Origin of the sequence: Centipeda flueggei ATCC 43531 (genome assembly GCF_000160695.1) — a bacterium.
In the GTDB taxonomy this organism is placed as follows: domain Bacteria; phylum Bacillota; class Negativicutes; order Selenomonadales; family Selenomonadaceae; genus Centipeda; species Centipeda flueggei.
The window spans coordinates 529,931-541,902 of record NZ_GG694006.1 but is presented as its reverse complement, the minus strand read 5'-3'; the positions used below and the strand labels follow the sequence as shown (position 1 = coordinate 541,902).

The following is an 11,972-nucleotide window of genomic DNA, read 5'->3' as shown; positions in this document are numbered from 1 at the left end:
TGAACAGGGCGATGAAAAGAGCAGTAAGCCATGTGTTTTGGCGCGCACGTACACGTGCCGCCTCTCCTGCGTCGATCAGCGTGACGAGACGCGGCAGCCCCACGCTGTCCAGTGTAATGTCGGGAACGTAGTTTTCGATTTTGCCCTGATTGCGCCGCGTCTGTGCCTTGAAGTAAGCGGCATCCTCGGGCGGGATGAGCGGCTCGACCACCTCGGCGGCAGCCTCGGTGCCGTCCGGGCCTTTCAGCAGTTCGGCATGCAGTGGATCGGCCTCCGTCTCCTCCTTTGGCTCATTTGGTACTTTCACGAGTGTGGATGGGCAGCCGATACTGATATCTGCCGTGCGCAGGGCGGCCTGGTCGGCAATCGGGTCGCCTGCCATGGCGACGATGGCGCCGCGCGACTGCAGCAGCCGGATCTCGCGTGCCTTGTCCATCTCCGTGAGATCGGAACGCACGTCGGGGATGCGCAGTTCCTTGCCCGTGGCGTTGGCAAGACGCTTCGTCTCTCCCGTAAGGAGGACAAGGGAGAACCCGTGTTGGCGCAGATCGCTCAGTGCTCGTTTTGCCTCCATGCGCAGGTCGTCGCGTACGGCGATGATGCCGCGCGCATACTTGCTCGAGCTGACGAAGAGCGGCGATTGTCCGCTTGTCGCAAGCTGATCGGCACGCGTCAGGAGTGCGGCACTGATCTCGATGTTTTCCTCCTGCAGCCATTCTTTCTTGCCGACGCGCACGGGTGTACGCACGATCAGTGCCTCCACGCCGAAGCTCTCCTCCTCGCGTGCAGCGGAGTGCCGCGTGAGGTGCAGCCCGCGCTCAAGTGCCGTGCGGTAGAGTGCCTGGGCATAGGGGTGGACTGCATCGCGTTCGGCGCTTGCAGCGAGTGCAAGCAGTGAACCCTGCGTCATGCCCTCGGGAACGAGCGCCGAGATGAATATATTCCCCTCGGTCAGCGTACCATTGCGGTTGAAGGCAATCGTGTCCACGTGCATGAGTTCAGTGAGCGCACTCATGCGGCTGCATGAGATGCCGTCCGCACGCAGATGACGCTTGATCCGCAGGGCAATCAGCCAGCGTGACACGAGCCATGGAATCGGTGATGCTGCAAGGAATACGCCGAGGAAGATCTCGGAGGCCGTCTCAACGGTCACATTTCCCGTCATGTACCAGTAGCCCGCAGCCGCCGCTGCGGCAATGACGCTGAGGACAAAATGAACTGTGGAAGAAAGAAATTTTTTCAAGGATGCTCAGCTCCTGTCATACGATTATTACACGGGCATTATACCATAGGAAGAGAGAAGAAACAAACGCGATGCGTTCATTGGGGGGGATATGCAGTCATCTTATACCGTAACATTTATCATAGATAGGGGACATTGTCCTTTCTATAATGATATGGTATAAAGAAAACGCATTCGCGCCGTCGCGGCGCATCTATTTTGTCCATGCTTCGGCGGAGAAGATCAACGGGTTTTTGATTCGTGATTCCAATACGATACGGGAGGGGAATACCATGACGTTGCTGCATGCAGTGCTTTCGATTATGACGGAGCGAAGTACGTTTTTTTTGCAGCTGATGATCGAGCATCTTTGGATTTCGGGCGCGGCGATCGGCATTGCCATCATCGTCGGCGGTACGGCGGGCATTCTCATTTATCGCTATGAGCGTGCGGTGGCACCGACGCTCGGTATGGTCAACTTTCTCTATACCATCCCGTCGATCTCGATGCTCGGCTTTCTCATTCCGTTTTTCGGCATCGGCAATACGGCGGCAATCATTGCGCTCACGATTTACGCCCTTCTGCCGATGGTGCGTGCGACGCATACGGGACTGGCACAGATCCCTGCGTCGCTCTCCGAGGCAGGAGCGAGTCTTGGCGGGTCGGATTTCTATGTGATGACGCGCGTCCAGCTGCCGCTCGCCATGCCCATCATCATGGCGGGCATCCGCAATATGGCGACGATGACGATCGCCCTCGCGGGTATCGCCTCGTTCATCGGTGCGGGCGGACTCGGTGTCGCGATCTATCGCGGCATTACGACGAACAACCCCGCCCTCACCATCGCGGGCAGCCTGCTCATCGCCGTTCTCGCGCTCTCAGCAGATGCTGTCTTGGGACGTGCGGAGGCATGGCTGAAGCATCCCCCGCGGATGGCAGGAAAGAGACGCGTTGCCTATGCGGGCACGGCGGCAGCTGTTCTCATCGCTGCAAGCGGTGTGACGTATGGATTTTTCGGCAGAGCGGATGTCATTCACATCGCGACGAAGCCCATGACGGAGCAGCTTATCATGGGTGAGATGCTGAAGATGGTCATTGAGCAGAATACGGGATTGGAGGCGCGCATTACGGCGGGGGTCGGCGGCGGTACGTCGAACATCCAGCCGGGGATGGAGAGCGGCGCATTCGACATTTATCCAGAGTATACAGGGACGGGCTGGAATATGGTGCTCAAGGAGGACTCGAAGTACAGCGAGGAGATGTTCCCGCAGCTGACCGCGGGCTATGAGAAGAAATTTCGTATGCACTGGGTCGGCATGTACGGATTCAACGATACCTTTGGCATCGCCGTGCGCCGTGCCGTCGCGGAGCAGTACGATCTGCACACCTACTCCGATCTGCGACGCGCAGCACCGCGTCTGACCTTTGGTGCGGAGTACGATTTCTACGAGCGGGAGGACGGCTATTCTGCGCTATGTGCTGCATACGGGCTTTCCTTCGCGCGGACGGTTGATCTCGACATCGGTCTCAAGTATGCGGCACTCGCGGATGGGCAGGTGGATGTGATGACCGTGTTTACAACTGACGGACAGCTCTCTGCGGCAGATGCCATCGTCCTCACGGACGATCAGCACTTCTTTCCATCCTATCGCTGCGGCAACGTCGTACGCGAGGATGTGCTGACGCGTCATCCCGAGCTGAGTACCGCACTTCTCTCCCTTGAAGGCAGCATTTCGGATGAGGAGATGGCGGCGATGAACCATGCCGTTGAGAGCGAGGGCAGGGAGCCACGTGCGGTCGCTGAGGAGTTCTTGCGCAAAAAAGGAATATTGAATTGAAGTAAATACAATTTAATGATAAAATACAGAAAAGTATAGAAACAATAAATTTCCTAATGGGAGTACAGGAGGATCCGGCATGACGACAGCGGCAGCAGCGGAGGATAAGGTTCTTCGCCTGATGGCGGAGAAATATCCGACGAAGGAGATTGTCTACGAGAAGATCATCTACCTAAAGTCGCAGCTCATACTGCCGAAGGGCACGGAGCACTTTATGAGCGATCTGCACGGTGCATACGATTCCTTTTTCCATATTCTCAACAACTGCTCGGGCGTCATCAAGGAAAAGGTGGACTATTGCTTTGAGACCCGCATGACGGTGGAGGAGCGCGCGGAGTTCTGTACGCTCATCTACTACCCGCGCGAGAAGATGGAGCAGCTGACGGCGGAGGGGAAGACCTCTGCACTCTGGTATCAGCAGAATCTCGCGAATCTCCTTGAACTGACGAAGCTCATGAGCTGGAAATTCCCCGCGAGCAAGATGCGCAACTACATCCCGAAACGCTATGAGTCGGTCATCGTGGAGCTGCTGAGCACGCGTCCCGAGCACGATGAGGCACAGCTTTCGTACTACCGCCAGCTGATTGAGACCATCGTGGAGATCGGCGGCGGGGCAGACTATATCGAGGCATTCAGCACGCTGGTCAAGCGGCTTTCTGTGGAGCGCATCCACATCGTCGGCGATTTCTATGACCGCGGCGACCGTCCTGACGGCATTCTCGATCTCCTCATGGAGCATCCGTCCGTCGATATCCAGTGGGGCAACCACGATGTGCTCTGGATGGGCGCGGCACTCGGCAGCGAAGTCTGCATCGCGGCGGTCATTCGCAACAGTCTCCGCTACCGCAATACCGATGTATTGGAGCGTGGCTACGGCATCAGCCTGCGTCCGCTCACGACCTTTGCCTCGCGCATCTACCCCGATGAGAACCCCATCAAGGCGGCAGAGCGTGCCGTTACGATGATGATGTTCAAGCTCGAGGGGGCGCTGATCCGCCGTAATCCGGACTTTCAGATGGAGGATCGCCTGCTGCTGGACAAGATCGACTTCGATCTCTCCTGCGTGACGCTCGGCAGCGGGCGCCGTGTGGAGCTCGAGAGCGCGTACTTTCCGACGATTGACGATCCTGCTGACTGTTGGGCGCTCACGGAGGATGAAGAGAATATCATCGCCGATCTGCGCTCGTATTTTCTCGAGAGCAAGGCACTCCAGCGCCATGTGGACTATCTCTATGAGCGCGGCAGCATCTATACGTGCTACAACGGAAATTTGCTCTTTCATGCCTGTGTTCCGATGGAAGAGTCGGGGGAGTTCCGTTCAATCACGTATAACGGCAAGTCATATCGCGGACGTGCGTGGATGGACTTCTGCGAGGAGAAGGCGCGCGAGGGATGGAATGAGCACACGCAGGAGGGGCTGGACTTCATGTACTTCCTCTGGTGCGGCTACAATTCTCCCGTGTCGGGGCGCTCCTTCACGACGTTCGAGCGCTCCTTCCTCTCCGATGAGAGTACGTGGAAGGAGCCGTCCGATCCGTATTTCCGCCTCGTGAACGATGAGGCGGTCTGCGAGAAAATCCTGGAGGAGTTTGGGCTCGATCCGAAGCGCGGGCACATCATCAACGGACACGTCCCCGTCAAGGTGCAGAAGGGGGAGAGCCCCCTGCGCGGCAGCGGGCGCGCTCTCATCATCGACGGCGGATTTGCCGCACCGTTCCGCGCCAAAACGGGCATCTCGGGCTATACGCTCATCTACAACTCACGTGGGCTGCGCCTCCTGCAGCATCAGCGCGTAGCGAGTGTGCGCGACGCGCTGCGTGAGAACCGCGACATTGAGTCCGTCTCCCAGACGGTTGAGCTGCAGGCACGGCACTCACTCGTGCGCGACACGGATCGCGGCGCGGCGATCGAGAGCAAGATCGCTGATCTTCATGCTCTCCTGCGCGCCTATCAAACGGGACATATTAAGCCACAGTAAAGAAATAAGGAAGAATAAGAAGGCCCGCACATCGAATGCAATGTGTGCGGGCCTTCCTATGTCCTTATGGATTCTTCTTCAGCCACGTACTCCACGGCACGGCATAGCCGCTCTCATGATTCTGCTGAACGTAATCGTAGAACTTTGCGATCATCTCTGTCTTGTGATGGTAGTCTGCGTCCTCCCATCCCGTCGCCGCATGCTGTGTGGTCGGGTCGTAGGCGAGATATGCCCCGCCGAGCAAGTACTGACGATAGAGAATGTCCTTCAGCGGGACGGAGGGATTTTTCATCATATCGTACATTGCCATGAAGCTGGTTGTACGTCCCTTGCCTGCCTGACAGTGAAAGTGCATCCATGTGTCCGCAGGCATTTTCCTCACGAGATCGACAAAAGCGTCAATGGTCTGCGGCTCTGCCCACTTGTGATCGGTGACAGCGAGACGAACGTAGCGTACGCCCGCACCTTCGACCAGCTCACGCTCCGTCATCGCCTCGGTGACGCGGACGGTCTGCGGATTCTTGGGCTGCTTTTTCTTATCAAGGTGCGCGAGTACGACATCCTTGCCCTGTGCACCGCGGATACGCGTGCTTTCGTCGCGCAGTGCCTCGTGCTGCGTCCTGCCGATGTTGCCCCAGTCGTGCTTGCCGTACCAGCTGACGGCATTTCCATTCATGAAGCCGTGCGACTCCTGCCGCAGATCGACGATGCAGATCGCGCCCTTTGTGCGCGCGTGCAGGTCATTCAGCAGCGCGTGAAAGGCGGGGGCGGAGAACTCTGCACTTCCCGAGAGCGGCAGGGCGTCCAGTCCCTCCCGCGAGGGAATGTAGTTCGGGTCAACGCCGAACTTCGTCGCGTCTGTCCGCGGCTGAAACGGTGATGCCGCTGTGCGGAAATTGTGCGGCAGCTCCGCCGCATCCCCCGCCGCCGCGTCGATGCGCCAGACATAGCCGCGGTAGTCTGCCTTCGCATCGGCAGCAGAGACGGTATATGTTATAAGAAGAGATATGACTAGGGTGGTTATTGTCAATAAGTTCCTGCACGTCTGCATTGAAATGCCTCCTGATGTTTTGTGATGAATTAAATCCCTCTTATATTCTATACGATATGTCAAATGGAAGCACAGATAAAATGGAGTTCGTCAGATTGGCATAGATTTTTTCGTCCGAACAAAGTGGAAAACCGGAAGCAGCGTGGTGCACTGCGCCGGACTTTTTTGCCGAAATGCGGACAAAAAGATGCACTAAGAGATGCACGCGGAATTTATTCGTGATTCCTTAGTATATGGGGCAGGTTCAGGCGATAGGAACATTGACATTATTTCATGCATTTGTTAGGATGGAACGGATTGAAATTCGTTTTGGGCGCATGACAGCGGGAGGATTCATGGAAAATGTCTACGCGTTGGTCAAGCGCTTTTATTTGGCGCATGGTCGCGCACAGATCTTTGTTCCGCGCACATTGACGGAGCGGTATCTGCGCGAAGCGGCGTGGCGGGGGGAGAGCGCTGAGGGGCTGTGTACGGACTGGTACTGCATCGAGGACTTCCTCACGGTCATCACGAGGCGCGACGATTCGCTCGCGCGGCTCTTTATCCATATCGACTATCTTGCGCTTTTTTTCCGTTTTGCCGATGCGCATATTGACCGCCGACCGCTGAAACGTCACGCGGAGGATTATTTTAAGCGAATGAATGACTTCCTCTCGTATTTGGATGGGACGGGAAAATATGAGATTGAATTCGGCGAGCTGGATGCCGATCTGGAGATGTTCTATCTGACGGGGCGGTTCCGTCTGCCCGAACGTGTGGAATGGGAGGAAATCGAGGGGCTGACACTCGAGGACATTGAGGAAGATGAACGACTCGAGATGGAAGAACTGAACCTTCAGCTCAATGATCTTCTTCATAAGATCGGAGTGTATTTCCGCCGCCCGAAGTACCAGCGTGAGATCAGTCGGGCAGCGATGATTTATACGGGAAATCTCTATGATGTGACAGCGTATGAGCACTCGTCCGAAGAGGAGAAGGAGACCTTCTGGCTGCGATTCTGGGACTATTTCTTCTTTGATTATCACCTCATCAGCTCCGATGAAACCCCGATCGAGCATTACAATGTGCAGGAGGAAAAGCACCTTCGGCAGGATGAACGCGAGATACTGTGTGACCTCCTGGCGGCGCGGTTTGCCGTGCTCACGGTGGAAGAGGCGTACGAGGATCATATCATCTGCCGTGACCTTCTGCGGGAGGAGGAGGTCATCCTTCCGCGCCCGGATATTCCGGGGAAACTCGAGAGGAATGTCCTTTTTGGACACGTCTGCGATGAGGGCATGATGATGCTCAACTACATTACGGCTGTTCCCGCGAGCAAGCCTCTTCAGCGGCGTATGCGGGATACCATTCGGCAGGAGTATGAGCTGTTCCTCTATCAGGAGCCGCAGGCGGATATGGATGATTTTCTCGCGCGGCAGGCGGCACTTGTACGCCATACCATTGATATGCTTGCATTGCAGGCCAGGCTGAATGTTCTGCCGCAGCGAGCACTGCCGCCCAAACGTCCGAAATGGACTCTCTCTCAGCGCACATGCTCTGAGGAGTTCGGTGCCCTTGCCGCCGTGAGTGAGGCGTTGGGATTCAGCCGCCATGCGCGTGTGCTGATTGAAACAATGTTTTTTGACTATGCACATTTTGATCTAAAGCGGGCACAGACTGCCGAGACACTGACAGCGACCATTTTCCTCTTTGCCGAGATCAACGGTATTGATCTTACATCACTTACAGAGCTTTACCATGTGCTCGGCTCAGACAAGCGACGTGTTAATGCAGCATGTCAGCGTATGCGTGAGGTGCTTGGCTGTATTCCGTTCGACCCACGCTATCTTGGTGAGGAAGGTTTTGTGACGATGCTGTGCAGCACAGCAGGAGATCAGATGAGCGTCCCAAAGATACCGTGAAGGGAGGGGTCACGATGGAACAAGATCCACGCGTTCGGCCGATGAGCCGGGAGGAGAATGCCGCATATCGCGGCATAACGGTGGATGAGAACGGCGCGGAAACACAGGAGGAACGTCGTGGTTCTGCCGCCGGAGGAGAATCCGGTTCGATACGCTATATCCGCATAGGGGCGGGAGGGACACAGCACTCGCTGCTCTCACGTATGGCATGGGCTTTACTGCTCGTATCTCTCCTCGCAGCGTTCTTCTTTGTGGCCTTGCCGGTGATTATCATGGTACTCGCGGTCATTCTGATCGCAGGTATAATTCTTCGCCTCATCGGTCCGAACAAGGTGATGTCATGGATCGTGCGGCGGCTGTATGGAAGATAGAAAGGCGGATCCAATGAAATCATGTGAAAAATGCGGTGCCTCCATTGATGAAGATGTCAAGTTCTGTCCGCACTGCGGCGCGTCCCAAGAGCAGCCGCCGGATGCAGCGGAAAACCCTGTGAAAACGGCGGATGCAGAAGATGTGCAGCAGCCCGTGCAGACGGCAGAGGCTGAGGAGAACACGAAGAAGCTCACGAAGTTGCGTGAAAACCTGGTCGTTACTTCTTATATCAGTGCCGGAGCCGTTGCTGTTTCGGTGTTTATGCCGTGGATTTCTCTTGGGAAAATGATTGATGTGACGATCATGGACATCAGCAAAGGGCTGATGCTCGCCATCATCTTTGTCGGGGCGGCTTCCGCACATGCACTTTTGAAAAAGAAGAATTATGTTTTAGCTGCAGCAATGGGGCACGCACTGCTCATTTTCGCTGTTATCGCATTTATCCGCTATCAAAGTGCAATTTCAGAACTGAAGAAGACGTTCTTTGGGGCAATGGCAGGATCAGCAATCTCGATTGATTGGGGCGCGATGTTTTTCTTTGTCGGAGCGATCAATCTGTGTGCGGTGAGTGTTCTGCTGTATGTGATCGACCAGCTGCTGCCGCAGGGCGGCGCACTGACGGGTGATGTCCTCTTCCGCACGTGGAAGGAATTGGTGCGTGCGAAGGTGAAGCTCGCATCGATCGAGGTACCGGCGTGGATCTACTCCCTGGTCATCGGCATTCTGCTTGTTCTGCTTTTCTCACAGTCCGGGATGAACCGCATGATACACTGAGGAAAATCGCCGCGGGGGCTTTACAAGAGTCTAATCCTATGCTATACTTCAAGAAATTCATTTAAGTTTCGGAAAGAGTGGGTGGAAGCCCACTCTTTCATTACGTATGAGAAGAGGGAGAGCATGAGCGCGAAGATCGAGGAGCGCGTCGAGGAGATGGTGCGCGGACTGCTGACTGATTTGCCTGCAATCGAGCTGGTGGATGTCGAGTACGTGAAGGAGCGCGACTCCTATCTGCGCGTCTACATCGACAAGACGGGCGGCATCGATATCGACGACTGCCAGAGTCTCAGCGAGCGGCTGGAGGAAATGCTTGATCGGGAGGACTTCATTCCCGATGCTTACATATTGGAGGTATCGTCGCCGGGACTTGACCGCGTCCTGCGCAAGGAACGGGATTTTACACGTGAACATGGGCGCACAGTCGACGTGACGCTTTATGCGCCGTTTGAGGGAAAGAAACAGTGGACAGGAACCCTTGCGGGGTATGACGGCGAGACACTGACACTGGATGATGGGGTACAGATTCCCATGAAGCAGGTCTCACAGGTGCGCCTGCATATCGATTTTTAGGAGGCTTTGGGGTTGGCAAGAAAAAATACCAAGGAGAAGGATAACGGCAAGGAGTTTTTGCAGACGCTGAAGGAGCTGGCGTACGAAAAGGGGATTGACGAGGAACTCCTCTTTGAGACGATCGAGGCGGCACTGATCTCGGCGTACCGCCGCAACTTCGGTGCGGCGCAGAATGTCCGCATTTCCCTGTCGCGCGAGACGGGTGCATTCCATGTTTTCGCCATCAAGACAGTGGTTGACGAGGTGGAGAGCGATGTCACGGAAATCTCACTTGCCCGCGCCAGAGCTATCAATCCGGACTATACCGTCGGTGATGTTGTTGAGATCGAAATGACACCGGCGAACTTTGGACGCATCGCGGCACAGACGGCAAAACAGGTCGTCATGCAGCGCCTCCGTGAAGCAGAGCGCGGCATCGTGTATGAGGAGTACATGAACCGCTCCTCGGAGATTGTCACGGGGATCGTCCAGCGCATCGAGGGGCATAATGTGTTCGTGGATATCGGGCGCGCTGAGGCGGTGCTCATGGCGACGGAACAGCTGCCGACGGAGACATATAACTATGGTGATACGGTGCGCGCCTACATCATCGAGGTCAAGCGTACGAGCCGCGGCCCGCAGATCATGCTCTCACGCACGCATCCGGGACTGCTCAAAAAACTCTTTGAACTGCAGGTGCCGGAGATCCAAGAGGGGGTCGTCGAGATTCGCTCCATTGCACGCGAGGCAGGCAGCCGCTCCAAGGTGGCGGTCTGGTCATCCGAGGAACGCGTCGACCCCATCGGTGCCTGCGTTGGTCCGCACTATATGCGCGTGCAGGCGGTTGTGGATGAACTGGCCGGAGAGAAGATCGACATTGTGAAATGGAGTGACGATCCCGCGACCTATATCGCCAACTCGCTGAACCCTGCCAAGGTGATCTCGGTCGCGGTGAACGAAGCGGAAAAAATCTCCCGCGTCGTGGTGCCCGACTATCAGCTCTCGCTTGCCATCGGCAAGGAGGGGCAGAATGCCCGCCTGGCTGCGAAGCTCACGGGATGGAAGATCGACATCAAGAGTGAGACGCAGGCACGGGAAGAAGAGCAGGCAGACGGTGCGACTACGGATGCGCCGTCCGAAGACCAAGCGGCGGCCGGGGAGGCCTAAATGGGGCAGGCGAAACAGCCCGAGCGGCTGTGTGTCGGCTGCCGAACGCTGCATCCAAAAGGCGAACTGCTGCGTATTGTGCGTCACGCGGATGGAACCGTCGGCATTGACCCGACCGGAAAGAGCCCGGGACGCGGGGCGTACCTCTGCCGCTGTACCGCCTGTGTGCAGGAGGCACGTCGGCATGGCGGCCTTTCGTGGTCACTGAAAGGCCGCGTTGCGCCTGCGGTTTACGATGCGGCGGAGGCGGCGGTCTCCGGAGAGGAGTGTGCTCATGGACGCGGCGACTGAAACGCGCGTACAGAATCTCCTCAGTATAGCGGCGCGCGCGCGCCGCATTGTCTCAGGGGCATTCATGGCGGAGGAGATGCTGCGGAAAAAGCGCGGTGCCTATCTCCTGCTCGCGACGGATGCGTCGGAAGAGACGAAGGATAAATTTACCCGCATGGCGGCACAGATGGACGTGCCGGCGGCGAAACTGCTGACGATGCAGCAGCTGGGACACTGTCTCGGCAAGGAATACCGTGCTGTTGCACTGCTGATAGATAGAGGATTTGCAAAGAGGCTCGCCGCCTGCTTGCATGATATACCGACGGGGGTGGATTGATGTCAGAAGCGAAATACAGAATCACCGATTTGGCGAAGGAATTTAAGACGGACAAAGGTACCATTATTGACATCCTGAAGAGCAAGAACTACAAGGTCAAGAATATGTTCAGCGCTGTCGGTGAGGAGGAGCGTGCTGCTGTGAAGGCGGAGCTCGGACGCACGGCAAAGCCCGTGCGCAAGGAGTCCCTGCCAAGCAAAGCCGCATCGAAATCTGCGGCACCGAAGGCGACTGCGCCCAAGAAGCCTGTTGAGAAGGCTGACGACACGGAAAAGCCGGCAGTAAAGGCTCCAAGTGCGCCCACTGAGGAGAAGGAGCGCCCTGTTCTTCGTGCGCGCACAAAGGCTCCAGGCATTGTCATCGTGCGGCAGGCACCTGCCAAGACTGCGGCAGAGGCGCCGCAGCGTCGGAGCAGTGCAGGGGCAGCAGGCGGCTCTGCCAGCCGCAGCGCCCGTCCGGCAGGCCGCTCCGGCAACGCACGCCCCGCGGCACCAGCGATGCCCGCGATGC

General features: G+C 56.8%; 11 protein-coding genes and 1 pseudogene. 10 read left to right on the top strand and 2 right to left on the bottom strand.

Annotated elements, in window-relative coordinates:
* Positions 1 to 1,243, bottom strand: a 1,243-nt coding sequence (locus tag HMPREF0908_RS02590) for an HAD-IC family P-type ATPase (protein WP_006689875.1), incomplete at its 3' end; no start/stop codon positions are given.
* Positions 1,244 to 1,515: 272 nt separating this feature from the next.
* On the opposite strand from HMPREF0908_RS02590, the gene HMPREF0908_RS02585 reads away from it, so the two are divergent.
* Positions 1,516 to 3,060 carry an ABC transporter permease/substrate-binding protein gene (locus HMPREF0908_RS02585; RefSeq protein WP_040572498.1) on the top strand — a complete coding sequence of 515 codons (1,545 nt, stop codon included), beginning with the start codon at positions 1,516 to 1,518 and terminating at the stop codon, positions 3,058 to 3,060.
* Positions 3,061 to 3,139: 79 nt separating this feature from the next.
* The gene (locus HMPREF0908_RS02580; protein WP_006689873.1) at positions 3,140 to 5,038 is read left to right on the top strand and encodes a fructose-bisphosphatase class III; all 1,899 of its coding nucleotides are present in this window, start codon (positions 3,140 to 3,142) and stop codon (positions 5,036 to 5,038) included.
* Between the two features lie 64 nt (positions 5,039 to 5,102).
* On the opposite strand, the gene HMPREF0908_RS02575 is transcribed toward HMPREF0908_RS02580, so the two are convergent.
* Positions 5,103 to 6,089 (bottom strand): phosphatase domain-containing putative toxin, encoded by a 987-nt coding sequence (locus HMPREF0908_RS02575; RefSeq protein WP_006689872.1) that lies wholly within the window; start codon positions 6,087 to 6,089, stop codon positions 5,103 to 5,105.
* Between the two features lie 335 nt (positions 6,090 to 6,424).
* On the opposite strand from HMPREF0908_RS02575, the gene HMPREF0908_RS02570 reads away from it, so the two are divergent.
* From HMPREF0908_RS02570 to HMPREF0908_RS10390, 8 genes and pseudogenes are all read left to right on the top strand, one after another.
* Entirely contained in the window at positions 6,425 to 7,990 is a 1,566-nt protein-coding gene (locus HMPREF0908_RS02570; protein WP_040572356.1) for a hypothetical protein, read from the top strand.
* A 14-nt stretch (positions 7,991 to 8,004) separates the two neighbouring features.
* Positions 8,005 to 8,361 carry a hypothetical protein gene (locus HMPREF0908_RS02565; protein ID WP_040572355.1) on the top strand — a complete coding sequence of 119 codons (357 nt, stop codon included), beginning with the start codon at positions 8,005 to 8,007 and terminating at the stop codon, positions 8,359 to 8,361.
* A 13-nt stretch (positions 8,362 to 8,374) separates the two neighbouring features.
* Positions 8,375 to 9,136 carry a zinc ribbon domain-containing protein gene (locus HMPREF0908_RS02560; protein WP_040572354.1) on the top strand — a complete coding sequence of 254 codons (762 nt, stop codon included), beginning with the start codon at positions 8,375 to 8,377 and terminating at the stop codon, positions 9,134 to 9,136.
* Between the two features lie 123 nt (positions 9,137 to 9,259).
* Positions 9,260 to 9,709: a ribosome maturation factor RimP gene (rimP, locus tag HMPREF0908_RS02555; RefSeq protein ID WP_050755853.1), complete on the top strand. Its 450-nt coding sequence runs from the start codon at positions 9,260 to 9,262 to the stop codon at positions 9,707 to 9,709.
* 12 nt (positions 9,710 to 9,721) lie between these two features.
* A complete protein-coding gene (gene nusA / locus HMPREF0908_RS02550; protein ID WP_040572353.1) occupies positions 9,722 to 10,855 on the top strand; it encodes a transcription termination factor NusA in 1,134 nt (377 codons plus the stop codon).
* Positions 10,856 to 11,146, top strand: coding sequence for an RNase P modulator RnpM (gene rnpM, locus HMPREF0908_RS02545; RefSeq protein WP_006689865.1), 291 nt, complete (start codon positions 10,856 to 10,858; stop codon positions 11,144 to 11,146).
* A complete protein-coding gene (locus HMPREF0908_RS02540; protein WP_006689864.1) occupies positions 11,130 to 11,462 on the top strand; it encodes a L7Ae/L30e/S12e/Gadd45 family ribosomal protein in 333 nt (110 codons plus the stop codon). Before rnpM ends, HMPREF0908_RS02540 begins: the two co-directional genes overlap by 17 nt.
* Positions 11,462 to 11,972, top strand: a pseudogene (locus tag HMPREF0908_RS10390) (translation initiation factor IF-2 N-terminal domain-containing protein); the annotation flags it as partial. The gene HMPREF0908_RS02540 and the pseudogene HMPREF0908_RS10390, both read left to right, overlap by 1 nt.

Bases quoted from the DNA above. Each gene is read 5' to 3' on its own strand.
- HMPREF0908_RS02560 (WP_040572354.1), top strand. From the start codon at position 8,375: ATGAAATCATGTGAAAAATGCGGTGCCTCCATTGATGAAGATGTCAAG.
- rnpM (WP_006689865.1), top strand. From the start codon at position 10,856: ATGGGGCAGGCGAAACAGCCCGAGCGGCTGTGTGTCGGCTGCCGAACG.
- HMPREF0908_RS02540 (WP_006689864.1), top strand. From the start codon at position 11,130: ATGGACGCGGCGACTGAAACGCGCGTACAGAATCTCCTCAGTATAGCG.
- rimP (WP_050755853.1), top strand. From the start codon at position 9,260: ATGAGCGCGAAGATCGAGGAGCGCGTCGAGGAGATGGTGCGCGGACTG.
- HMPREF0908_RS02570 (WP_040572356.1), top strand. From the start codon at position 6,425: ATGGAAAATGTCTACGCGTTGGTCAAGCGCTTTTATTTGGCGCATGGT.
- HMPREF0908_RS02585 (WP_040572498.1), top strand. From the start codon at position 1,516: ATGACGTTGCTGCATGCAGTGCTTTCGATTATGACGGAGCGAAGTACG.
- HMPREF0908_RS02580 (WP_006689873.1), top strand. From the start codon at position 3,140: ATGACGACAGCGGCAGCAGCGGAGGATAAGGTTCTTCGCCTGATGGCG.
- HMPREF0908_RS02575 (WP_006689872.1), bottom strand. From the start codon at position 6,089: ATGCAGACGTGCAGGAACTTATTGACAATAACCACCCTAGTCATATCT.
- HMPREF0908_RS02565 (WP_040572355.1), top strand. From the start codon at position 8,005: ATGGAACAAGATCCACGCGTTCGGCCGATGAGCCGGGAGGAGAATGCC.